24 protein-coding genes are annotated in these 24777 nt (G+C 38.6%); 13 read left to right on the top strand and 11 right to left on the bottom strand.

The genetic code is table 11. From position 1 onward, the window contains the following. Positions 1-9: 9 nt before the first annotated feature. The 5 genes from ACLKML_RS07170 to ACLKML_RS07150 all read left to right on the top strand — a co-directional run bounded on the left by ACLKML_RS07170 (position 10) and on the right by ACLKML_RS07150 (position 5767). Positions 10-927 (top strand): LysR family transcriptional regulator, encoded by a 918-nt coding sequence (locus ACLKML_RS07170; RefSeq protein ID WP_413283029.1) that lies wholly within the window; start codon positions 10-12, stop codon positions 925-927. Positions 928-1447: 520 nt separating this feature from the next. Beyond that, a complete protein-coding gene (locus ACLKML_RS07165) occupies positions 1448-2272 on the top strand; it encodes a phosphate/phosphite/phosphonate ABC transporter substrate-binding protein (RefSeq protein WP_413283028.1) in 825 nt (274 codons plus the stop codon). A gap of 15 nt (positions 2273-2287) precedes the next feature. Continuing rightward, positions 2288-4369: an ATP-binding protein gene (locus tag ACLKML_RS07160; RefSeq protein ID WP_413283027.1), complete on the top strand. Its 2082-nt coding sequence runs from the start codon at positions 2288-2290 to the stop codon at positions 4367-4369. Positions 4370-4469: 100 nt separating this feature from the next. Further along, positions 4470-4841: a response regulator transcription factor gene (locus ACLKML_RS07155; RefSeq protein WP_413283026.1), complete on the top strand. Its 372-nt coding sequence runs from the start codon at positions 4470-4472 to the stop codon at positions 4839-4841. Positions 4842-4870: 29 nt separating this feature from the next. Beyond that, positions 4871-5767, top strand: a complete 897-nt coding sequence (locus tag ACLKML_RS07150) for an HD-GYP domain-containing protein (RefSeq protein ID WP_413283025.1) — start codon at positions 4871-4873, stop codon at positions 5765-5767. Between the two features lie 264 nt (positions 5768-6031). Here ACLKML_RS07150 and ACLKML_RS07145 read toward each other — a convergent pair whose 3' ends face one another. Beyond that, positions 6032-6991, bottom strand: coding sequence for a transposase (locus tag ACLKML_RS07145; protein WP_413283024.1), 960 nt, complete (start codon positions 6989-6991; stop codon positions 6032-6034). Positions 6992-7144: 153 nt separating this feature from the next. Continuing rightward, the gene (locus ACLKML_RS07140; RefSeq protein WP_413283023.1) at positions 7145-7543 is read right to left on the bottom strand and encodes a PPC domain-containing DNA-binding protein; all 399 of its coding nucleotides are present in this window, start codon (positions 7541-7543) and stop codon (positions 7145-7147) included. A 279-nt stretch (positions 7544-7822) separates the two neighbouring features. Between ACLKML_RS07140 and ACLKML_RS07135 the strand changes: the two genes are divergently transcribed. Beyond that, positions 7823-9175 (top strand): glycosyltransferase, encoded by a 1353-nt coding sequence (locus tag ACLKML_RS07135; RefSeq protein ID WP_413283022.1) that lies wholly within the window; start codon positions 7823-7825, stop codon positions 9173-9175. A 133-nt stretch (positions 9176-9308) separates the two neighbouring features. On the opposite strand, the gene ACLKML_RS07130 is transcribed toward ACLKML_RS07135, so the two are convergent. Both ACLKML_RS07130 and ACLKML_RS07125 read right to left on the bottom strand, forming a co-directional pair. After that, positions 9309-10472: an MFS transporter gene (locus ACLKML_RS07130; RefSeq protein ID WP_413283021.1), complete on the bottom strand. Its 1164-nt coding sequence runs from the start codon at positions 10470-10472 to the stop codon at positions 9309-9311. A 110-nt stretch (positions 10473-10582) separates the two neighbouring features. Beyond that, complete coding sequence (locus ACLKML_RS07125; RefSeq protein ID WP_413283020.1) at positions 10583-11491, bottom strand: LysR substrate-binding domain-containing protein; 909 nt, start codon at positions 11489-11491, stop codon at positions 10583-10585. A 303-nt stretch (positions 11492-11794) separates the two neighbouring features. Here ACLKML_RS07125 and dctP point away from each other — a divergent pair, with 303 nt between their 5' ends. Together dctP and ACLKML_RS07115 are read left to right on the top strand one after the other, a co-directional pair. Then, positions 11795-12844, top strand: coding sequence for a TRAP transporter substrate-binding protein DctP (gene dctP, locus ACLKML_RS07120; RefSeq protein ID WP_413283019.1), 1050 nt, complete (start codon positions 11795-11797; stop codon positions 12842-12844). Further along, positions 12841-13851, top strand: a complete 1011-nt coding sequence (locus ACLKML_RS07115) for a GGDEF domain-containing protein (RefSeq protein WP_413283018.1) — start codon at positions 12841-12843, stop codon at positions 13849-13851. Before dctP ends, ACLKML_RS07115 begins: the two co-directional genes overlap by 4 nt. A gap of 107 nt (positions 13852-13958) precedes the next feature. On the opposite strand, the gene ACLKML_RS07110 is transcribed toward ACLKML_RS07115, so the two are convergent. The 3 genes from ACLKML_RS07110 to ACLKML_RS07100 form a co-directional block, all read right to left on the bottom strand. Beyond that, the gene (locus tag ACLKML_RS07110) at positions 13959-14576 is read right to left on the bottom strand and encodes a YagU family protein (RefSeq protein WP_413283017.1); all 618 of its coding nucleotides are present in this window, start codon (positions 14574-14576) and stop codon (positions 13959-13961) included. A gap of 528 nt (positions 14577-15104) precedes the next feature. Beyond that, positions 15105-15500, bottom strand: a complete 396-nt coding sequence (locus ACLKML_RS07105; protein WP_413283016.1) for an NUDIX domain-containing protein — start codon at positions 15498-15500, stop codon at positions 15105-15107. Beyond that, entirely contained in the window at positions 15497-16045 is a 549-nt protein-coding gene (locus ACLKML_RS07100) for a TetR/AcrR family transcriptional regulator (RefSeq protein ID WP_413283015.1), read from the bottom strand. Before ACLKML_RS07100 ends, ACLKML_RS07105 begins: the two co-directional genes overlap by 4 nt. A gap of 125 nt (positions 16046-16170) precedes the next feature. Here ACLKML_RS07100 and ACLKML_RS07095 point away from each other — a divergent pair, with 125 nt between their 5' ends. Both ACLKML_RS07095 and ACLKML_RS07090 read left to right on the top strand, forming a co-directional pair. Then, on the top strand, positions 16171-16605 hold the full coding sequence (locus tag ACLKML_RS07095) for a VOC family protein (protein ID WP_413283014.1): 435 nt from the start codon (positions 16171-16173) through the stop codon (positions 16603-16605). Between the two features lie 9 nt (positions 16606-16614). Further along, positions 16615-17532 carry a hypothetical protein gene (locus ACLKML_RS07090; RefSeq protein ID WP_413283013.1) on the top strand — a complete coding sequence of 306 codons (918 nt, stop codon included), beginning with the start codon at positions 16615-16617 and terminating at the stop codon, positions 17530-17532. A 79-nt stretch (positions 17533-17611) separates the two neighbouring features. Here ACLKML_RS07090 and ACLKML_RS07085 read toward each other — a convergent pair whose 3' ends face one another. Then, entirely contained in the window at positions 17612-17947 is a 336-nt protein-coding gene (locus ACLKML_RS07085) for a winged helix-turn-helix transcriptional regulator (RefSeq protein ID WP_413283012.1), read from the bottom strand. Between the two features lie 108 nt (positions 17948-18055). On the opposite strand from ACLKML_RS07085, the gene ACLKML_RS07080 reads away from it, so the two are divergent. Continuing rightward, positions 18056-18823 (top strand): SDR family NAD(P)-dependent oxidoreductase, encoded by a 768-nt coding sequence (locus ACLKML_RS07080; protein ID WP_413283011.1) that lies wholly within the window; start codon positions 18056-18058, stop codon positions 18821-18823. 127 nt (positions 18824-18950) lie between these two features. On the opposite strand, the gene ACLKML_RS07075 is transcribed toward ACLKML_RS07080, so the two are convergent. Beyond that, positions 18951-19754 (bottom strand): MetQ/NlpA family ABC transporter substrate-binding protein, encoded by an 804-nt coding sequence (locus tag ACLKML_RS07075; protein ID WP_413283010.1) that lies wholly within the window; start codon positions 19752-19754, stop codon positions 18951-18953. Positions 19755-20084: 330 nt separating this feature from the next. Here ACLKML_RS07075 and ACLKML_RS07070 point away from each other — a divergent pair, with 330 nt between their 5' ends. Beyond that, on the top strand, positions 20085-21110 hold the full coding sequence (locus tag ACLKML_RS07070) for a 2-hydroxyacid dehydrogenase (RefSeq protein WP_413283736.1): 1026 nt from the start codon (positions 20085-20087) through the stop codon (positions 21108-21110). A gap of 166 nt (positions 21111-21276) precedes the next feature. On the opposite strand, the gene ACLKML_RS07065 is transcribed toward ACLKML_RS07070, so the two are convergent. Continuing rightward, positions 21277-22413: an alpha-hydroxy acid oxidase gene (locus ACLKML_RS07065; protein WP_413283009.1), complete on the bottom strand. Its 1137-nt coding sequence runs from the start codon at positions 22411-22413 to the stop codon at positions 21277-21279. Between the two features lie 281 nt (positions 22414-22694). On the opposite strand from ACLKML_RS07065, the gene ACLKML_RS07060 reads away from it, so the two are divergent. Next, positions 22695-24050 (top strand): formimidoylglutamate deiminase, encoded by a 1356-nt coding sequence (locus ACLKML_RS07060; protein WP_413283008.1) that lies wholly within the window; start codon positions 22695-22697, stop codon positions 24048-24050. Positions 24051-24085: 35 nt separating this feature from the next. Here the strand turns inward: ACLKML_RS07060 and ACLKML_RS07055 are convergent, their stop codons facing one another. Then, complete coding sequence (locus tag ACLKML_RS07055) at positions 24086-24736, bottom strand: HutD family protein (RefSeq protein ID WP_413283007.1); 651 nt, start codon at positions 24734-24736, stop codon at positions 24086-24088. Between the last annotated feature and the right edge of the window lie 41 nt (positions 24737-24777).

Here is a 24777-nt window from a genome sequence, read left to right as displayed (position 1 = left end):
AAAGCCATCGTGGACGTAAGAGTATTAAGTACATTTTTAGAACTGGCTCGTGTCAGACATTTTGGCCGAGCCGCAGAGAATTTACATATAACTCAAGCGGCAGTAAGCGCGAGAATTAAGCAACTAGAAAGTTACTTCAATACCATTTTATTCACCAGAGATCGCAATAACATAAAGTTAACCTCATCAGGCGAAAGGTTGATCAGTTATGCAGAAATAATGGTAACAACACTCCAACAAGCTAAATACGAACTCTCTTTAGAAAGTTCCAAAGCGTTACAATTGACCATTGGTGGTACGGCAAATATATGGGATGCTTATCTACAAAATGGTTTAAGTATCGTAACCGAAGCATTTCAAGGTTATGGCTTTAACGCCGAAGTATTAAGTCGAGAGCAAATCAACCGACGTTTAATTGAACGAACGCTGGATATCGCCTTTGCTCTCGATCCTCTAAAGGCAGAAGAACTCGAATGTAAAAAAATCAGTGACCTCAGATTAGTTCTGGTTTCAACCACTCAATGTGATGTTGAAAAAGCACTCACGGATAAGTATGTCTACATCGATTGGGGCACCGCTTTCTCTGCTGAACATGCCGATAGGCATCCTCAAAAACAAGCGCCTTATTTGCGCACCTCAACAGGAAGAATCGCACTGGACTTTATTTTAGAGAAAGGTGGCAGTGCTTATTTACCCGAATCAGTAGTCGAGCCATTTCTTAATTCCGGCCAATTGATGTTAGTTGAAAACAGTTTGCATTGGGATCGACCGTTATACTTCAGTTACAGAAAAAAAAGCACCTCGATAGAAGCAATTACCGCAGTAGAACAACTGATAAGTAAAATACAGCCGTCAACTGGTTATAGCCTAGTTCAAGCAGGTGAGATTGAAAATCTAGAGGACAAGAATAATGGCTCCGAGCGCTGATAACCAACATTATTATTGGCCAAACTATACCCAAAACTACAACCCATACACAAAACTATTAGAGTTGCATTAAGGCGACAAGCAAATGAAGCCCCATGAGCATGCGATTAAAGTGAACGAGAATTGCTTCAATAAATAGTCTAGTCGAATCACACACCGGTTTTTGCAATTCGAGATTCATTTTGCAATTCGAGATTCATTTTGCAGTTAGCGCTCATCCGCAACAAATAAAAGATCAAAATATGTACCCCCATAAAAAGTAACCTCAATCAATATTTAACATTAGTCGCTGCTAATTTACTTACCTCAAATCACCAGAAATACCTATATTCTACTAAGTTAAATCTTTTTAGGCATAAAAAATGCAAGTCTAAAGATCTAATCTACACTATAATTTATTCAGCGATAAAAACGCTTAGCATTTAAGCCAAGGATTTAAGTTAAGTATTCTAGGTACGGATCAGCGAAAAACGGATAAATAACCAAGTAGATAAAAACTATAAATTAAAAGGTTTTTTGTATGCTCAAAGCGATAGTATATTCAGTACTCATCTTGACTAATACTTTAGTGTTATCTAATGTAGCAATCGCTCAAGATATTATAAAACTAGGCGTAGTCCCACAACAATCAGCTTCGAGTTTAGCCAAAAACTGGATACCTTTGACGGCATACTTATCTGAAAAAACAGGTAAAAACGTCCGTTTTACTACTGCACCGAATATCCCAGAGTTCGAAAAACGTATAGCGGAAGGAATGTATGACCTTGTCTATATGAACCCATATCATTATACGGTTTTTAGTCAGTCTATTGGCATGCGTGCAATTGCGAAACAGAAAAACAAACGGATTCATGGCATTATCGTCGTGCAAAAAGACAGCCCATTAACAGATCTAGATATGCTTAAAAATGCAGAAATAGCCTTCCCTGCACCCGCCGCATTTGCGGCCACAATTTTGCCACAAGCAAATTTAACTCTGCGTAATATTCCTTTTAAATCTCAATATGTCTCATCGCATGATTCAGTCTATGCTGGTGTCGCGAAAGGCTTATTTGTCGCAGGTGGTGGGATAGATCGCACTTTATCGACACTGCCCGAAGCACAGGCTAATCAATTGAAAGTTATTTGGCGTTCTGATGGTTATACACCACACGCCTTCGCTGCTTCAGCAGCACTAGACCATGAATTAACCAATCAAATACAAGATGCTTTAGTTGCATTAATTAATGACAAAGAGAATCAAGCTATTTTGTTTAATCTAGGATTTAAACACGGCTTAATTAAAGCGACAGATAGTGATTGGGATGATATTCGCAGCCTAAATATTGATTTAATAAAACCATAAATGAGGTTTAAAGACATGTTTAAGCTGAAATGGTCATTCAAAACGAAAACAATTTTAGGTATTGCTGCTATTGAAACATTTTTCTTATTCATATTAGTTTTAAATAGCCGCACGATTCTTTATGAAACGGTTGAACTGGATATCCAAGATCGTGCTCAAAACATTTCTAATTTGATAGCAACCGCTTCTGTTGATGCGGTTATTTCTCATGACTTAGCAACACTCGAGTCAATTTTAGATTCTACAATTACTACAACTAATATACTATATATCAAGATATTAGACTTAGATGGTGTAATGGCTGAACGAGGTAACCCGGTTTTATTAGATAAAGAGTTTAAGGCCGATTCGAATCTTAGTGAAAGTGATCTTGACGGCTCTTATGATGCCTATTCAGATATCGTCATAGATGGCTACAAGTTTGGCCGTGTTGAAATTGGACTATCGGTCCAAGACCAAAAATCAATTATTAGCAAGACAACTAATCATTTATCAACTATTGCGCTCATAGAACTGCTTTTTGCCGCCCTTTTTTCATTCATACTCGGTATTGCATTAACAAAACGCCTGACAGTACTACAAGAAGGTGCAATTAAAATATCTCAAGGCCAAACCGGCTTACAAATCCCGGTAACAGGTGAAGACGAAGTTAGCGACGTATCAAAGGCCTTTAACTTGATGTCAACCAAAATTGGAGAAGTAACCCAAACGTTAAAATCCGATAATGCCCGTATGGATGCCGTTATGAATACAGTAACTGACGCTATCTTTATGGCTAGTCTTGATGGTGAAATTCATTCAATGAATCGTGCAGCCTATGCGCTTTTTGATTGCACAGATAAAGACATCGTAAACCGCAGCCTATTTGATTTCATTCCTAGCTTTAAATTAGACAGTATTCACCTATCAACTAACCGAAATGTACAAAGTGTTGATGGCCTCAGCTCTTCTGGAAGAAAAATTCCATTAGAGATTCACTCAAGTAATATGCAATTTGACAACCAAACGTATATTGTTGGTGTAATACGCGATTTAACAGAAATTAATAAACTTCAATATGAATTAAATGCCGTTTTCAACATTAGCCCTAACGGATTTATGATTGTTTCCAAAGACAAAACGATTTCTTATGTAAACCCAGCTTTCTATACATTATTTTCTATTGAACCTGGTAGCTTAATTGGTCAGAACTGGCAATATTTCACCAATATTCTAACTAAATTAATAGATAAGGAATTGCATAACAATTTGCGTCTATTAGATGACCTGTCTAATGAAAATGTTCTATATTTATTAACACCAGTAGAAAAAGTATTTTCGGTATACCGACAAAACATATCTGATGCCGATATTGATTCATCCGATATACTATTTTTCTGTGACATAACGCATTTGACTATCGTTGATAAAATGAAAAGCGAATTTTTATCAACTGCAGCGCATGAACTAAGAACCCCCTTAGCAAGCATCTGCGGTTTTTCTGAATTATTATTAACTCGCAGCTACGACAAAAGCACAGCGTATGAAATGAGTGAAATAATTCATAGGCAGGCATTAAATTTAAAATATTTAATCGATGAATTACTTGATTTGGCACGTATTGAAGCCAAGGCTGGCAAAGATTTCAACATGAAAAACCAGTCAATAGAAAAAGTGGTTAGAGAATCTTGTATTGATGTAGAAGGGGCTTTCAACGGGCGTAAAGTGGATATTCAGACATCGTTAGAATGGCCAATACTCTACGTGGACATAGAAAAAATCAGACAAGTATTGAAAAATTTATTAAGTAACGCTTTCAAATATTCACCTAATGAGCAAAGTATAACTTTAACGACCCTCACTAGAAAAAATAGTGATCGTTTTCAGTTTGGAATACGTATTATCGACAATGGCATAGGTATGTCACCAGAACAACTAGGCCGTCTTGGCGAGCGCTTTTATCGAGTTGATGATTCAGGACACACACCAGGTACTGGTTTAGGTGTTTCAGTGGTTAAAGAAATAATTGCAATTCATGGTGGAGAAACTGAATTTGTCAGTGAAGAAGGCAAAGGAATGACGGCAACAGTATGGTTACCGATAATTAAAAACAGTTGAATTTCATATACGGTTTAGCCTTTATGCCATGCTTAGTGGTCCAGAAGTTAACTCATATTATTTAAGACACTCTGATTGTAAAATAGTGAAGGAAGATACATTGGATAGGAAAAAAGTACTGATAGTCGATGACCAAAGTGAATTGCGAAAGTTAATTCGAATGACTCTTGATCTGGGGGACTATAAGCTATTTGAGGCAGATTTTGGTTTGCAAGCATTGGAACTAGCAAAAGATATAGAGCCTGATCTCGTTGTACTAGATGTCATGATGCCTGGTGATTTAAACGGTTATGAAGTGTGTGCAAAATTAAAAAATTCAGAGCGTAACAAAGTCCCTTATGTCATTTTATTAACGGCAAAGGGGCAAGAAGCGGATATTGATGAAGGTCGAAAAGCAGGCGCAGATCACTATCTTGTAAAACCGTTCAGCCCATTAGAATTAATAGAAAAAGTTAAAAACGCACTAGGATAAGTCAACACATATGCTTCAGGAGTGGTCGAATGTCTCTTACACATGATATTGGTAATGAAATGGATATTCTAGTTGAGCAACTAGGTTCGAATCAATCTGACGCCAGTATTGCTTGGAGTACGGTAAAAAAGCTAGAAAAAGAGAACAAAGACTTATTAAATCAGCTATTTTGCTATGCAGAAGATTTCAAAAAACTATTAGCTGAACGAAACCAATCTATAGTCAATGAAAGTGAGAAAATCGCAGCTTACAAGCAATTAGAGCGATTTAATCAAGACTTCATGTTGTTGATGGCGCAAAAAGAAAAATCTTATAAAGCACTTGAATCATCACATCTAGACACAATCCGACGTTTAGCAACCGCTGCTGAATTTAAGGATGACGATACTGGCGTACACATCATCCGTATGAGCCGCTTTTCAGCTATGATTGCCAAGGCCTATGGGGAGGACATTCATTATTGTAATTTGATTGAGCAAGCAAGCCCTATGCACGATATAGGAAAAATTGGTGTGCCTGATAGTGTCTTGAAAAAACCGGGTAAACTGACTGATTCGGAATGGGAGTGCATGCGTAAACATCCTGAATATGGCGCTAATATTTTGGGCGGCTCTGCTGTTCCTGTTTTGCAATTGGCAGAACAAATTGCTCTGTCCCACCACGAAAAATTTGATGGTAGTGGTTACCCATTCGGACTTAAAGGAGAACAAATCCCCCTAGGCGGAAGAATTGTCGCCTTAGCGGACTATTTCGATGCACTTACGATGGACAGATGCTATCGACCCGCATTTTCGGATAAAAAAGCTATTTCAATGATAAAAGAAAATATTGGCATTCACTTTGACCCCAAAGTGGTTGAAGCATTTCTATCGGTAAGTAGTGAAATAATTGCTGAACGTGATCGGATAAATACACAGGCCCTCTAGGGACTAGAAAGGTTACTAGAGTTATGATTAAAAACTAATCGAGCTTAGGTTTTATCGCTTAACAGGACACACGCTAAATAAAAGTAACATTCAAACCAATACTCCTCACAGTCGCGAAAACTGCTTTTCCCATATCATTTCATAATGAAAATGAATAAATCGGTGAAGAAGCGAAAAATTCCAGCTAATTAAACAAGAATGAGGAACAAAATTGACCAGTTTTATACTGGCATGAAGAAGTGAGATGCTATTTGTATTAAGGCGTTACTCTAGTTTATATACATGGATCTTTTTTCTATCAAATACAGCCTTTGCTCGAATAAGGCTGCTCGCAGAGCCTATGGCTGTTGAGCGTTTTTGTTCCAGTCGAGTGCAAGCATGCAACCAGCTTTTCTGGTTAAAACTCAACCTTTGTAAAATAGATGGTAACGTCTTATCCATTGATGCTTTTTTCTCTCGGAATTGCCTCGCTGTCCAGTCAACTAATTCGAGGTAATCGATGAGCCGGAAAGGCAGACCACTCATCATTTTGTTGTTAGAATTGCCAATAAAAGGATGCAAACACGGTGCGGTATACCGGTTCTTACTCAATGCCTCTAACCGACATTTGATGGAAGTGTATTCCGATGTTTCAACTGTTTTTGCTAAGCCAGAACGAATTGGATTTAAGTCGACATACGCCATTGCAGCTGCGAGGGCTTTTTCATCCAGCAAAGCTTGGCTTTTGAACCGACTTTCCCAAAAGTGGCCGGTACACTGGTCTTCTTGATTCGCTTTACAGGCGATATGGTAGTTGAGCTCTTTCATGAACCAACTTAAGGACCATAATCGTTCACGCCATACTTCAATTATTTGGTCACATTTTTTCTGCTCCGCTTGGCAGGTTAACTGGTTTTTCAACCAACGTTGAATTAACACAGGCACTTTATGTTGATGCTGCCATCGTTGAACAATGTCTCGCTGAGACAACGCTTTCGCTTTGTTTTGATTAATATGCGCGACTAAATGATAGTGATTATGCATCACGGCATAAGCACAAATATCAACGCAATAAGTATAAGTCAGCGCTTGTATTTTATGCTCAACCCACTCTCGCCGATGCTCATAGTTGATATTGGAGACGGTATCAAAACCGCATAAGAAGCTGTGCCTAACACACCGAGAGACGCAATGGTAATAAGGCGTAGCTTCCAAAGAAATGAGTTGTTTTCGTGCTGTGGTCATGGTGGTCCTTATGTGTTTGGTACCACAATAACAAGCTGAGTATTTAAGGGAAATTGAGCGTGTATAAATTGAACAAGCTTGACAGAAACTCAGTCGCTTTCTCATACTATTTGGTGTGTGTCCTTGTAAGCGATCGGTGTGTGTCCCGTTAAACTAAGGCTCAGTAATCACCAGTTCGGTAAAACCTGTGCTGCTGTCGAACTGTCGAGAAAAATGGAAAGATGGATAATGATGTATTATAAGTTCTGCTGTGGTGTCAATTATACTCCCTTCTAACAAGTGTCCTCCAGTAACACGTCCTACACTATCAGAAACTGACACATGAATATGTTGATGTTCTATTGTTAAAGTGCCCATCACTGATACTATTTCTAGTGGTTCTTCGAGTTGTAATGTTGTCTGTGCTCCGGCTAACCGAAGGTTTACTATAGAAAAACAACCAACACAGGAAGCAATGCTACCTGCTTGTATATTATGTTGAACAACAAGTTGTTGGATAGATTTTTTTAAATCCGACCCTCTGGTTAATCGGGTAGCAATAGCCGATATCATGGTTGGCTCCATTCATTTTTCTCTTGAGTTATTGGTTTCACTTTTTGTTTACAAAGCAGCGTCATTAAATTGATGAAATCTGTGATCAACCACTAAGATATAATCTATCATTTTGCTCATTCTTTAACACTTTCTATGATAAAAGATTCAAATTCCGTTTAAGTACAAAACCGATTTGCAGTCTTTTCACTATCACTATAATAACTAATGCCGTCTTTCAGTAGTTCAAAAAGAATTTATCTGGACGTCGCTACAGGTAACATTAAATAAGGTTTTAATATGAAAATAGCACTTTCTCATTATCGAGTTGGTGAAACGGATGGTGTTTCTTTAGAAATGGATAAATGGGCGCTAACTCTTGAGCAACTGGGACATGAAGTTGTCTATATTGCTGGGTCTCAAGGGTCATCTGAACGAACAACTTATCTGATTGATGAACTGGCTCTTCTTTTTCCTGAAGACGAAGCACTGCGTATGGAATTATATCTTCATCAAGATAAAACCGAACAAGAATTAAAGTTGCGTTCCGATAAATTAAAACACCTTGTAGCAGCAAAACTAGAAAGAATTCTAATCGACGAAAAAATCGACGTGTTAGTGCCAAACAATATCTGTTGTTTGGGACGTAGTATTCCTATCGGTGATGCTTTTGCACAAGTAATAAAGAAAACTGGGATTAAAGTAATCAATCATCATCATGATTTTTATTGGGAACGTGAATTTTTCTCTGGTTCTAAGTACCCATTTGTCAATAAAAGCTTACAACTAAACTTCCCTCCTTTAGGTAAAAACATTAAGCACTGCGTCATCAATACACTTGCCCAGGCCGATCTAAAAACCAAAAAAGGAGTGGAATCAATATACATTCCAAACGTTTTTGATTTCCAACAAAAAACATGGTCAAGAGATCAATATAACCAAGATTTTCGTTCTAAATTAGGCATTAGTGATAATGACTTATTCTTTCTTCAAGGAACTCGGCTGGTTGCGCGTAAAGGAATTGAACTCGCTGTCGATGTGATTAAGTGTTTAGGTGAAAACAAAAAGCAACTCATTGGTAAGACGCTATATAATGGTAAACCATTCACAGAAAACTCACGCATTGTTTATGCTATGGTTGGTTTGCATGAAGATCACGGCTCATATATCCAGTTACTTGAAGACAAATGTAAACAGTCCGGTATTGAATTTATAATTGATCCCTCGCTGGTCGATCACGAGCGAACAATCCGAAATGGTAAAAAAATCTACAGTTTATGGGACGCTTATGTAGATTGTGATTTTGTTATGTATCCGAGTATTTATGAAGGTTGGGGCAACCAACTTTTAGAAGCGATGTTCGCACGAAAACCAACACTCATATTTGAGTATTCCGTTTATGAAAAAGACATAAAACCTGTTAATTGTGATTTTGTCTCTTTAGGTAATCACTACCAAACACTAGACAATAGTTTAGTTACCGTGAGTCCCAAAGTAATTGAAAATGCAACCCAGCAAATTATCCATATTCTTACTGATAAAGAACGCTACCAAGCCATCACTGATAAAAATTTTGAACTCGGTAAGCAACACTTCTCTTACCAAACATTGCAAGAGAAACTGCAATCAGTTTTTACCGAATCTCCAAGTTAATTGTCATCTAATAAAATGTTCTAAATTCAATGAACTGACCAGTAGTAATTTATGTGTAATCTGGCCTGATACAACCTAACAGGCCAGTATTTCATGGGCAAAAAACAACTAACAGTATTCTACAATCTGACTATTACTGCTTAGCGGTCTGATTCACGACTAAACCAAGTATAACAACAGCTACGCTGAAGTTTACAACACCAACCCAACCAGCGTATTCAAACACCTGAATACCAATATATGAACCAAATGCAGCACCAAAATAATAGCCCAGCATATAGATTGCGTTGATTCGACTTTGTGCATGCGGATCGATGGAAAATATCCGGACTTGATTAGAAACTTGAGCACTGAATACCCCAAGATCAATAAGAATAATACCAATCACCAATCCAAATAATTCATCGGAAAATAATCCAGTGACAACAAACCCAATCACTATCAATACCAGCGCTACGTTAACCATCTTTCGTGAACCCACTCTGCTTACTAGTGACCCAGATACTTTAGCTCCAATGACACCTGCCAGTGCTATCACTCCAAACATACCCGCTTGCTGAGCGTTGTAATTGAAAGGTGATTCACTCACATGCAGTGCGATTGTCGCCCACAACGCATTAAATGAAGCAAACCATAACGCGCCAGTTAAAGAAGAAGTACGTAAGGTTGCGTGTTGCTTTAATAAAGTAAACATACTCGCGACTAACTTTGGATAAGCCATTTTATTATTAGGCACATTTGTTGGAAGGAAAACCAAAAGCAGCACACCAAATAACGTAGCAAGTGCTGCGGACAGAATAAATACCGCCCTCCAGCCATACTGTTCGCCTACGTAACCACTCAATGTTCGGGATAGTAAAATCCCAATGGTTAAACCGGTCATTAATGTACCAATCACTCGGCCTTTGGTTTCTGGCGTACTTAAAGAAGCAGCAAAAGGAATAAGCTGCTGAGTAATATTCGCGCTCAAACCAATAGCAAAACACGCCACAACTAACGTCAACAAACTTGCTGCAGAAAAAGCCACCAATGATGAAAACACCAATAATATAGATAATATCGCGATCAAACGCTTACGCGGTAGGGTATCTCCAAGAGGAGATACAAACAGCAAAGCCACCGCATACCCTACTTGCCCTGAAGCAGAAATTGCACCAAGTTGTTCACTGGTTAAACCAAGATCCTGGCCAATACTAGGTAAAAGAGGTTGATTATAAAAAAGGTTAGCTGCTGTTGCAGATACCGCACTCGACATTAACAACAAACGTCCGCGGCTTAATGTATTTTCTTGTGGCATGGTTACTCTCAAATATAGTCATATCGACTTAATGAGTTGCAGTTTAAGAGCAATCGAAAAATAACAAAAATGATCAATTTATCTAGATTCTATACATAAACTGTATTGATTTATGCCATTACTTGTTCAATAAAACCTTGTTGCTCAACTACCAATCGAGCAAATGATTTTGCGGTTGGAGAAAGCGTATTAAGCTGATACGTCATTACAAGTGGCATATTGATATACACATCGTCTAACGGAATAAATATGCAACCGTCGCTTCTCAAATCTTTAATTGAACTAGGCACAATAGAAATACCAAGCCCAGACGCAACGTGAGTTAATACCGTTTGCATTTGCTTAGGCTGCTTTTTGATTATTGGAGAGAAACCAGCTAATGCACATTGGCTGATGATCGAATCAAACAAACCTACCGCTTGGCTACGTTGAAACAAAATAAAGCCTTCATCACTCAGTGCACTTAACGTGAGGGATGGTGAGTTTGCTAGAGGATGAGTAACCGGAACAATTGCTACAAGCTTATCAAGATAAAGCTCTGTTGAACTATAATCCTGCGTCATAGAGGTGGGAAGCGGACGGGAAAAACTAATATCAATGGTTCTGTTTTGGATCGCTTCTAATTGCTCAGATGCCGTCAACTCGACTAAATCAACATCAATATTAGGATGTTCAGTAAGATATTGACGAACCAGACTGGGTAGAAATCCAAGTGTCGCACCAGAAAGGTAACCAATGGTTAGGCAACCAATCACACCCGAAGAAGCCTTCATTACCGCTTGTTTAGTCTTTTCTGTTTGGTCAATCAAATTTATTGCATCTCTGAGTAACCTTTCACCCGCTGCAGTAATAGCAACTTCGCGCGACGTACGAAAAAACAAACTCACACCTAGCTCATTTTCAAGACTAATAATATGACGACTAATAGCGGGTTGGACAGTATGCAACTCTTTCGCAGCTTTTGAAAAACTACAATGTGTCGCAACAGCGACAAAACTCTTGAGTACTTTCACGTCCATATAACCACCCTCTCCTGCTGTATAAATGGCTCTACAATATATCGACCCACGTTATAATATAAGTTTCATATATGGTTCTAATAATCGCACATTGTCTGTAGAATGTAATAAGCGATATCCCTAAAAGATTAACGTATGTTTGCTCATTGAGCGTTCATTCAGTTGGTTGCTCATTTTGTAGCAAGTCATTGTACGGTACCGTTAAGACCGACAAATAACGACCACTATAAAGCTTACCAATTATACAAACTTATTTAACTTCAAATCGCCTTTTCCGGTTTACACTTTGAGGAAATTGATAATATGTGGATTAGACTTCTAATTGCAATAACTTTGACTAGCGGATTTTATATCGCCTGGCAGGTATTGGATTCTATTCCTATCCAAGTCGTTGGTCAGCAACATGAGTCAGGCAGTATTCACATGGCAGAACAGCAATTTTTTGAAGGGCTTGCAACAGCCACTGATCTGCCAATTGAAGTAAATTACACACCTGTTGATACGTTAGGATTTAAGGACAGTCACCAATTAATCATGTTGCGAGAAGGTGCTCTTGACCTAGTATCACTACGTTTTTATCAAAATGCTTGGATGGAACCGACACTTCTCGGCGTTGATTTACTCGGTGGTTCTGTCGATATCAAAACGTCATACGCAATAATGAAAGCCTATACTCCTGCTCTAGACCGTCGATTACAAGAGCGCTTTAATGTCAAGTTACTGGGTATGTGGCCATTTGGTCCTCAAGTCTTTTTCTGCAGAACCGAGGTTCAATCTTTGCAAGATCTTGATGGCCTTAGAGTACGAGTGAGCAACGCGGCCTACTCACCTCTCATTCAATACTTTGGTGGATTACCTGTTGTTATGTTATTTGAAGATGTCCAAACGAGCCTACGCAGTGGACTCATTGACTGTGCGATCAGCAGTGCGGCCTCGGCTAATGCGGCTGGTTGGCCAGAATATTCCACTCATTTTTTCGCACTACGTACTCAAATGGCAATCAATGGTTATGTTATTAATCTCAATCTCTGGAACCAATTATCTAATAGCCAGCAAGACAAATTAGAGCAAGCCTTTAACGCTTATGTTGAAGCTATTTGGGCATCCGTTGAGCAGCTTCATGTACAGCTTTCCGCCTGCAATACTGGCCAGCCATGTAATGCAGGGGTTTCTTATAATCTAATTAATGTTGAACCGAGTAAGCAGGACTATCAATTACTTCGGCAAGCATTTAACCAAGTTATATTCCCAAAATGGGCAAATGATTGTGATGCCCTCTATTCTGATTGCTCCGATGAATGGCGGACCCTAATCGGACCAATTATTATGAGAACATCAGGAGAAAATCAGTGAAGGAGCCACTCTCACCCTGGTTACAAAAAGCAAAATTGCCACTTAACATGGTTGGAGCATTAAGTGCGTTAATCCTAGCACTTAATTTTCTTTTAGATTTACTCTCTTTGCTCAATATGCAATGGGAACACCAATTATTACTGGTCATTTTACTTATTTGTCTTGCTGGGTGGACATTGGTCGAAATGATAATGCTACGCCTTCAGGAACGCCCTAGTGAACCTTTTCTAAATTCACTGCAAAGATTATTGATGGTTCAACTATTAGTACAACTTGTACGACTTGGGTTGTTTTTAATGGGCAGCTCAGCAAAAGTTGACCAGACTTACGGTATCTGGGTTGTTAGTTTTAATATGGTGTTTATATTATTGCCTGTTTATTTATTGGTTTTTCTACTGATCGGGCGCACGTTAGTTTTGAGTTATACTTCTGAAATTGAATCTGCCTATCGAAAGCTACGAAAATCCAGTCGCACCTTAACTAAGCTTGCCACCACAGATCCTCTCACCAAAGCTTTTAATCGACGTCACTTTGAAGAAAGTACAACAATAGAGATACCTCGAGCCCAGCGTCACGCCACTTCTCTGTCCTTAATCATTTTTGATATTGACCATTTTAAGAACATCAATGACAGTTTCGGGCACAGTGCAGGCGATAAGGTTTTAATTAACCTAACTCAATTAACCCTACAAAATCTAAGATCTAGCGATATTTTAGCCCGCTGGGGCGGAGAAGAGTTCATTATCTTGTTGCCTCAGTGTAATGCTGAAGAAGCAAAACTCATCGCGGAGAAGTTACGCCTGTCAATTGCAGAATACGACTTTGATCAAGTCGGACACATTACTTGTAGCTTTGGAGTCGCACAAATGTTACCAGATGAACGTTTAGATAGTTGGGTCCACAGAGCAGACCAAGCTCTCTATCAAGTCAAAAACAATGGTCGCAATGCAACCTCAATAGCAACAGAAAGAGATCAAGGACACACACTCAATACCGAAATAAATTAAGTCATTCTATAAGCACACACATCAACACAAAAAATGTATCTAAATGCCATATATAAAAAAGGTCACTTTAAAAGCGACCTTTTTAGATATTCAGCTATATTAAAAAATTAACAGCTTCTTGCTTCCAAATTCACTTCTGGATCGGGTTCATGAGTCATTCTATTACGTAAATCTCTACGAATAATTTCAATTGACCAGAACCAAATCAAGTGCCCAACAATTTCAGATACATGCTCATACCAAGGCAGGCTAAATAATGGCGGCGTTAATCCCATTAAAGGAAAAGAAATCATATGCACAAACAACTGTGCAAGTGCGCCAGCGAACAAACCTTGCCACAATTTAAATTTTGGAAAAATCTCGGTAAACACACAGTAACTAACCGCAAAAACGATAGAAAAAATAATATGGGTAACACCTACCCAATTAAATACATGGCCAGCAAAAGTATACACCGCTCCATTTGGGTCAATAACACCTAACCAATCGCGTAGAAAAACATAAGGAGGATTAAGGAAGTTTCTTGAACAATCAATTTGCTCAGCTGCTCGAATTAATGACTCTGGTGCACATGCTGCGTTGAATATATCGCTAGGACTTCTCGGCGGCAAAGGATGTTCTGCTCCCCACTTCACAAATGCTGAAACGATCCCAGCGATCAAACCGATGAAGGCAGCGAGACCATAGCGTCTGCGCGAAGGATTTGTTTGTTCAAAAAGATTCATTTTTACATCCTCATTAATATATTGTTACAAATTAAATTTTGTTAACTGTATCACTAATAACAACATTAAATAGGTCATATATGAGGATATTATGTGATCTACATCAACTTTTATCTTTGTAAGGTCAAACAAGTATCATTAGTCAACTTAAAATATATTTGACATTGACTAATGATATTTTTTATCCAAATATTGTGAAGGTATTTTTTTGATAAAACTTCAATATCGGCGTTCAAACTCACATCCCATACTGATTTTATTCCGCAATAAAGTACTTAACCCACTTTTGTAAATTCAATTCCAGCAGATTCATCTTTTACTAACATTATCTGAACAATCAATTCGCTAAATTGCCTGGTTTGTTTCTTGCCGCATAACATTGCCTGCCTGGTTTTACAAAATCAGGTTTTTCATCATAATCTCATTTTGTTCGATCGTTTAGTGTGTGTCCCGTTAACCCTAAGTCCATCGTTTGGTGTGTGTCCCGCTAATCCCAAAACCATTTGCCAACATATATTAGCTATCAGCTCAACGTAAATAAGGACTGACTCTTTGATACTCAGACAGCGCTAATTTATCCGCTTCAATCTCAACGGGTGCAGCGAGCATGTCATGCCATTCAACTTGATCGGCTTCTTGAGCAGAAATATTACCCACCCAACGATCCACGACGTAGTAATGAAGAAGTTGAAATTCACTAGTTGGATGATAAAGCGAACAAAGGTAGTTGTAACTTATCGGTACTACCTGCAGCTCTTCATTGATTTCACGGCATAATGCTTGAACCTGACTCTCGCCTTGTTCTATATGACCACCTGGAATATTGATTGAATTTGCACTTAATTCCTTGTTGTCAGATCGCTTTTCAAGTAGCACTTTATCTCCATCAATCAATAAAAACGATACACATTCATGCACTTTCATTCAGCATTTCCCTTAATAACCTGTTGAGCCATATCTTTAGCAATCAGTGCTGAATTTTTAATTCCATGAGTGTGTGCCATTACAATGGCCCCTTCAACCAATAACCCTATTTGAACCGCTTTTGAAGACTGTTGAGACGCGAGCTTAGTGCTTATAAATTCAACCACCTCTCGCTTATGTTGTGCTGCATACTCATATATTGGATGCTCTGCCTGTGAATATTCGGCACTAGCATTAATAAAATTACAGCCAAAAAAGCCATCGCTATTGAACCAATCGTCTAAAACATCAAACAGCATAAGCACTTGCAATTCGTCAGATTCGGCTAAGTCATCAAATTTCGCCTGCATCATATTCATCACACGTTCATGTTGTTGTGCTAATGCTGCCAAAATCAACTCGTCTTTACTTTGAAAATGCTTATACAACGTCGCTTTAGATACCTTCGATTGCGCCAAAATTAAATCGATACCAGTTGCATGAAATCCGTACTGATTAAATAACGTTCTAGCTGTGTCTATCAAATGTTGTTTTCGTGGTTGCATATACTTTACCCCTACTTATTCCTCAAATTATAACCAATTTAAACTTGACGTAAACAAATCTGTTCACCTATAGTATAGACAGATCTGTTCACTCTTTGTTTTTCACTCATTAAAGGCTATTACTTATGTGTAATACAACAGCAAATAAGACGCAATCTGGCGACGGTATTGGTACAAATGGCATTCATCATCTTGGACTAAGCGTTCCAAATATCAAAGACACTGCTGCATTTTTTATCAATCACCTAAACTTCTCGCAAGTTGGTGAAAAACCTAATTATCCCGCTATCTTTGTATCTGACGGTTCGGTGATGTTGACGTTATGGCAAATAAAAGACCATAGCCATCAAGTGAACTTCGATCGTCAACAAAACGTCGGATTACATCATTTTGCGCTAAAAGTAGCGAACTTAAAGCAATTGGAAACACTATATAATCGCTTCTCGTTGGTAGATGATATTGAAGTTGAATTTGCGCCTGAAGCTCTAAATGGAACACCTTTGCATCATATGATGTGTACAATACCCGGTGGTATCCGACTCGAACTAATTTGCGGATAAGGATTAATAATGACGAATGAATCTTTGCCTATCTGGCATCAAGGCGAATTGACCATCCAACAGTGGACAGGTACCACCGAAAAAATGGCTCATATAGGCCCTAGATTCATTCGAGAATTCTTGCAACAGCAACATCGAGACTTCTTTGAATCTTTAACGATGATTTTTATTGGCTATGAAGATCGTCTGTCTGGCATCCAAGCGAGCGTGTTATTTGGAGATAGTGGCTTTATTCAATCAATTACCGAGACAGAATTGAGGATTAATACCCAAAATTCGATAGGTGATTTTATACTTGATGCATTAGATATAGGAGATAGAATAGGTTTATTGGGTATCGAGTTTAATAGCAAAAGACGCAATCGAGCCAATGGTATAATAATAGATAGTAGCCAAAAATATATTACAGTGAAGATATTACAAAGTTATGGTAATTGTCCTAAGTACATTCAACCTAAAACTTTGTTAAATAACCATCGATATGGCGATTTTTCTAACGTAACTCGTTATAAATTACAACCTAAAGACCTCACTTTGATCACCAATGCTGATAGCCTTTTTATCGCGAGCAGTTTCAACGACGGTAAACATATAAATAACCGAGGATCAGATATATCCCACCGCGGAGGCAATTCAGGTTTTGTCTCGACTAATTCCAACGGACAATTAATCATGCAGGATTATGTTGGAAATGGTTTTTTTAATACATTAGGCAATCTACATGAAAATCCGATTGCGACGTTACTTTTTTTAGATTGGCAAAATGGCCACGTGTTAAAAATAATGGCAAAAAGTGAAATTTTCTACGATAAGAATATATTGTCAGGAGCAACTCAAACAACAGGTATAACCTTATGCTTTACTCCAAAAAAGATAGAATACATTTCAAATAGTCTTGCTTATCTAACTAAAACCAAGCTTATATAACTAATATAGAAATCATATTTTATATTAATATCATATTTATTAAATTTCAATTAATAATTTTAATATTTAACTATAAAACTCAAACGTTCATTTCATTCTGTAATTCTTTTAATTGTTCTAAGATATGGATAAATTTCTTTCCAAATGGAGTGGCAACATATTCCACTTTTGGTGGAACTTGATTATATTCGATTCGATCAATGATACCAAATTCGACATTTTTCCGTAGGCACTCATTCAGAACCTTTGTTGTTAATCCTTCAACGCTACGCACCATTTCTCCTGGTCTATTAATATCTTCCGCCAATAGTTGATAGACAGTTAATGACCACTTGCATCTAAATACACTTTCAATCATACGAGCACTTCGCTCTGGAGCTGAATTTCTCATAAATATTTTTTTGTTATTATTCATAAAGATATACCTATTAGTTCCTACCTTACTTAATTGTACCTACTTTTTTGTGGCAAACAATCCTTGTAGCCTTTGTTTCGTACAATACATACTAACAAGGAATGGAACATGGAAAATACAAACCAACCAATTGCACTTATCATTGGCGGAACAAGTGGAATGGGATATGAGAGCGCAAAACAACTACTCAATAGAAACATAAAAACCGTTATCGTAGGACGAAACCAAGAAAAGCTAAATAGAGCTAAAGCAGAACTCTCATCATTCGGAGATATTAGCACAATTCAAGCTGATTTATATAATAACAATGATATTAACAATATTATTAATTTTGTTGTCAATAGTAAATTTCATATTAAATATTTACTTAATTCAGCTGGCTATTTTAAACCAAAATCATTTATTGAACATGATAATTCTGATTATGATATTTATCATGAATTAAACCGAGCAATATTTTTTATATCACAAGCGGTATCCAAAAACATGATTGCTCACAATGGTGGTTCCATTGTAAATATTGGCTCTATGTGGGCGAAGCAAGCAATTAAAGCCACGCCTTCTTCTGCTTACTCGATGGCAAAAGCAGGACTGCATGCATTAACACAACATTTAGCGATGGAGTTAGGTGATCATAATATTCGTGTTAATGCGATATCGCCAGCATTGGTCAATTCAACCATTTTTGAGTCATTTATTGAGCCTAGTGCTATGGATGAAACTCTGGCGACATTCAATGGTTTTCACCCAATCGGTCGAATTGGTCAACCTGAAGACATAGCAAACGTAGTGAATTTATTGCTTAGTGACGATTCCAGTTGGGTTACAGGCGCAATTTGGGATGTCGATGGCGGCGTAATAGCAGGTAGAAATTAACCCTTAACTACAATTTAACTGGCTCGAAAAATTAACTCACTAAAGAGGATCAGAGCTGATCCTCTTTAAATTCTACAAGGTGAGAAATGGATTCTACCTGGAGGAATATAATGCTGAAGGGCAAATCTTAATTGGCCGCTTCTATCGTGCCTTTAAAGGTGTCTGTTAAGAAATCACTAATCTCGTCAGAGTGATAAATAGCCATAATTTTCTTGTATAACTCTTTATCTTTGTCTTCTTCTCTTGCTGCAACTACCATTACCGCTAAAGGTGCGTCTTTTGGCTCTAAGTAGATACCTTGTTTGTTAGGATCAAGGCCCGAAGACATGACATAGTTCATGGTAATAGCCGCCGCGTCTACATCGTCAAGTGTTCGTGGTAATTGAGCGGCATCCACTTCAACAAATTCAATGTTTTTAGGATTACTAGCTATATCATTCAAAGAAGCTTTAAATCCCACGTTTTCTTTTAACGTAATCAATCCTGCACTTTCGAGTAATAGTAAACCGCGTCCACCATTAGTTGGATCGTTCGGAATCGCAATTCGTGCATTTTCAGGGATCGCGTCCAGTGTCTTATATTTATTAGAGTAAACACCCATGCGCATTAAAATTGAACGGCCAATAGAGACTAAATTACTACTGTGATTATCATTAAAGTTATCTAGAAACGGTTGATGTTGATAGCTGTTAAGGTTGATGCTTCCATCACTTAGTGCGGCATTAGGCGTAATATAATCTGAGAACTCCACTACCTGAATATTGATCCCTTGCTTCGCCGCTTCTTTGGCAACCGCCTCCACAACTTGTGCGTGTGGACCAACAGTCGCACCAATTTTAATAACCGATTCTTCCTTTTGTTCACACCCTACTACGCCGAGTACGAGAGCCAATGCCAGTAGCGATGTTGTGATTTTTTTGTAGCTTTTCATGATAACTCCATTTAAAAATTAGAAGACGTTTAGATGTCCAGACAGCTATACTAGCGATTAACACGATTTGGTCAATAGATTTATTAAAATGAAGCTTAAAAAAGAGTAAATTAAGCTTAAAAAAGAACAATATGGGAAGTCGAGGTTAAGAATACCGACCAACCACCGCTTAAGCAGCGCTACTTAAGCGGTGGTAACAGTTTTAAAAGGGTCGAATGCTGTGGCTGAATGTTGTAATGTCATGTGCATTATTATTTATAAACGGTTGAAAAGGCAGACAGCTATTTGATCTCATTCAGTTGATTTACCTATTCAACAATCTAGGAGAATATAATGAAAGTTTCATTTTTCAGTGCTAAACGCTATGACCGAAAAAGCTTTGAACTGCATAAAAAGAATGTGATTAATAGTGATGAACTACAATTTGAATATTTCGATACTGTACTGAATGAAAAAACGGCCAGCCTTGCACAAAACAATGATGCTGTGTGCGCTTTTGTCAATGATGATTTAGGCGAGGCAACACTCAAAGTCCTCTGCGAGCAAGGCGTAAAACTGTTATTGATGCGATGTGCAGGCTTTAACAATGTCGACTTGGATGCTGCCAAGCGCTACGGCATACGAGTATCCAGAGTCCCTGCCTATTCTCCTGAATCGGTAGCAGAACATGCAATCGCTCTTATGATGACACTTAACCGTCGGATTCATAAAGCTTATCAGCGTACCCGAGATGCAAATTTCTCGTTGGAAGGATTAACCGGAATGAATATTTTCGGTAAAACAGCAGGGGTTGTAGGCACAGGAAAAATTGGGTTGGCGACGCTGCGGATCCTTAAAGGTTTTGGCTGTAAACTACTGGCATTTGACCCATATCCTAATGAAGAAGCAAAAGCATTAGGGGTAGAATATGTTAGTTTGCACACCTTACTTGCACAATCTCATATTATTTCACTTCATTGCCCATTAACCACTGAAAATACTTTTTTAATCAATAAAGAAGCGTTCAGTCAAATGCAAAAAGGAACGCTTTTAATCAATACCAGTCGTGGAAAACTGGTTGATTCACAAAGCTGCATCGATGCATTAAAAGATGGGACACTGGGCGGCTTAGCGTTAGATGTTTATGAACATGAGAAAGAACTGTTTTTTGAGGATTTGTCCGCAGAAGTCATTCAAGATGACATATTTCGCCGACTTTCAGCCTGCCACAATGTTATTTTTACAGGTCATCAAGCCTTCCTTACCGATGAAGCACTGCAAAATATTGCAGAAACCACTCTATCCAATATAGTGGCCTATCGTAAAGGTGAGACCAATGGCAACGAAGTAACGCCACACGTTTTTGATAATAGTTAGCCCAAAAACAGTTAACCGAAAAAATTCCCAGCAAGTTGCTTGTTTAAAAACTGCTTTTAAATATACACAGGCTCACCTTTTCGTTTTAGGTGAGCCATAGTTTAGCCACCCTACCCACCTAAAATACGACCTAGCCAAATACATTAAAAGCCAACTTAGCGGGACATTAGAGCCGTTTTAGAACACTTGAATTGATATCACTAATGGTTTTGCAGCCTAATTGAGCCATGGTTCTTTCCACCTCTTGCTTTAACATACTCATCATATTTGTTGCACCTTGCTTGCCGTCTGCTGCCAATGCATATAAGAAAGGACGGCCAATCAACACTCCGTTAGCCCCCAGAGCGATGGCTTTTACGATATCGGTACCTCGTCTAAAACCACTATCAACCAACAACAACTTATCTTCTCCCATCACTGATCTGACCGTCTGAATCATTTCTATTGGCGAAATAGTACCGTCGAGCTGACGTCCACCATGATTAGACAAAACCACACCGTCGCATCCACATTCCATTGCTTTTTTTGCATCGTGTTCGTTCAAAATACCTTTGACTATCAACTTACCCTGCCAAACTTCTCTGATCCAACTCAATACAGACCAATCCAATGTTGGGTCCATTTGTTCTGCAAAATAAGCTGCAGCACCGACACCTTTTTGATATTCCTGTGGAAGATAACGCGCGAGATTACCAAACCCCGGGATCCCTTGAGGCAAAATCACTTTTGCCACCCACCAAGGATGCATTGCTATGTTTATATTACTTTTTAAAGATAGATGTAGTGGTTTTGAATAGTGTCTTTTATCCCGTTCACGATTTCCAAAATAGACGGCATCCACAGAAACAACTAAAGTACGACAGCCTTGGTTCTTTGCCCTTTCTAACAGATCCCTTGTTACCGCACGGTCTCGTAATACGTACAGTTGAAACCAGTAGTTAGGTAGTTGGTGTTGACCTATATCTTCAATGGAACTAGTGGAAACCGTACTTTGAATATAAGGAATATCTATATCTCGTGAGGCAAGTGCCAGATGTTCATCTGCTCGATGACATAACATGCCATTGTAGCCTGTTGGCGCAACCGCAAAAGGAGCTGAATACGAGTTATCAAGCCAGGTAACGGAAGTGTCACACGTGTCACAGTCGACCAACACGGATGGAACAAAGCCCCATTTATCGAAAGCATCTCGATTTAATTTCATCGTTGATTCGCTTTCTGCTCCCCCATCGACATAGTCAAAAACAAACTTAGGAAGGAGGAATTTCGCCTTTTTTCTATAGTCATCACTATTTAAGATCATGTACTTTCCTTTTTACATGCATAGTGTCAATGTCGATCATCACTGACATTCAAAAAATGTGTCGTATACATCGCATCATGTTACATTACATGTATATACAATAAAAGTGTCGAGTAATAGACTCGCGGATAAAACATAAAAAGTAGTATCCAATAACGAAATGTAGAGTAAGGGTATGGGTTAGATTTTATTTATTATCGAGTTTTAATTGAGAGAGTATTGCATATTCCCACCAATCTTGTATAAATATGTCTATACAAGATTAAGGATGACACTATTTTATGATGCAGTATTTTTTTAATAAAGCCCTAGTGGGTAATGCTTGGGCAGAAGATGTTCTTGTATACGTCGATAGTAGTGGTGTGATCACGTCAATAAACGAAGGTGCACCTTGCCCCACCGATGCTAAAAAACTCAATGGCTTAGTAATCCCTTCTATGCCAAACCTCCACTCTCATGCATTTCAGCGTGCCATGGCTGGTCTGGCTGAAGTTGCCGGTGATCCTGATGACAGTTTCTGGACTTGGCGCCAACAAATGTACGCTTTAGTTGGGCAATTGACACCTGAGCAAGTGGGTATTATTGCTCGTTATCTCTATGTTGACATGTTGAAAGGTGGTTATACACAAGTCGCCGAATTTAATTACCTTCATCACGATAAGAATGGCGACCCATACAAGCAAGATGATATGGCAATTCAGTTACAACAGGCCGCCAAAAGTGTCGGCATTGGGCAAACTTTACTGCCTGTTTTATATACGTATAGCGGCTTTGGCCAACAACGCCCAGATGAAATACAAAAACGTTTTATTCAAACAACTCAACAATACCTAGAACGGTTCCATCACTTACAAACACAATGTTCATCTTTGAATAGTTTAGGTATTTGTTTTCATTCTTTACGCGCTGTTAGCAAAGCGCAAATTCAGCATATTTTAGCGGAACTGCCTGCTGATTTACCGATCCATATTCATATTGCAGAACAGATAAAAGAGGTGAACGACTGTCTCGACTGGAGCGGTCTTCGTCCAGTGGAATACTTATTTGAGCACTTTACTGTCGATAAACGTTGGTGCTTGATTCATGCCACGCATCTAACCGACAAAGAAGTAGCCTCGATTGCGCAAAGTGGCGCAATTGCAGGCATTTGCCCAACAACAGAGGCTAATCTTGGCGATGGATTATTTCCTGCGGGCGAATTCTTATCTCAGCATGGTAATTGGGGGATCGGATCAGACAGCCACGTATCAGTGAGCGCATTAGAAGAGTTGCGCTGGTTTGAATATGGGCAGCGATTAAGACAACAAAAGCGTAATCGTTTAGCGTCAGAAGTTCAACCTTCTGTTGGGCAATCGCTCTGGACTCAAGCAGCCAAAGGGGGTGCACAAGCTTGCGGTGTTGCAATCGGTGAAATTAAGGTTGGATGCCGTGCTGATTGGTTAGAGTTAAAAGAAACGGAATGGTTATCGGGTTTATCTTATTCGCAACAGTTGAATCGTTGGTTGTTCTCCGGCGAAAAATCACAAATAAACCATGTCTATGTTGCAGGAAAGCAAGTAATTAAAAATGGTGATCATGAGCTCGACCAAGAACTAAACGCACAGTTTGCCGAAGTCATGGACACATTATTTACTTAGCCTCGTATTTAAAAATGCTCTTAGTGTGGTTATCTTCATTTGGATATTGCTATTAGTACGCCATCGCCATCTTTTACCACGATATCCCACAGAGACCAAACTTGAGTCGGTTTAATAACCAGTAAGCTATTGACTGGCAATTTTATTTGTATATTTTCCATAGAATAGTGCTTCAAACATATACTGCATTCCGTATGCGCATAAAATGCGTTCAATAAAATATTGGCTTCGCTAGACACGCCCAATGATTGTGGTGCACGCACGACCGTTACCGTCGACGATGTATCGGTATCGCGCACCATGATGTTCAGATCGTCAATCGAGCCTTGATTCAATATAGCATTGGTTTTATCCCCGCCAGAAAAGCAAGCCATATCCAAAGCATTGTCTAATTGATGTGTGTATTGATGATGTTGATCGTGCCGATTACTGTGCTGTAACAGCATACCGTTACCTGACAGTAAAATAAGCGTGCGATGCAAGCCGCTAAAATCGGAAAATAAACCATCTTGTACAACACTGGCCTGGCTAATACGATAACGAAGACCATGTTTATCGTCACTACGTACGATCTCAAGCGTACTGCCAAGTCCGTTCTTCCAAGGCATACATTTAAAATCACTCGACGACATTACCTCATAATCAGGCGTTATCTCATTATTGGTCATCATTTCTATATTAGGCATTCATTGCCACCTTGTTGTTGGAAAATCAGCGCGATCTTTCT

Source organism: Vibrio sp. MA40-2 (genome assembly GCF_047302445.1).
Classification (GTDB): domain Bacteria; phylum Pseudomonadota; class Gammaproteobacteria; order Enterobacterales; family Vibrionaceae; genus Vibrio.
This window is presented reverse-complemented; position numbering and strand designations above follow the sequence as displayed.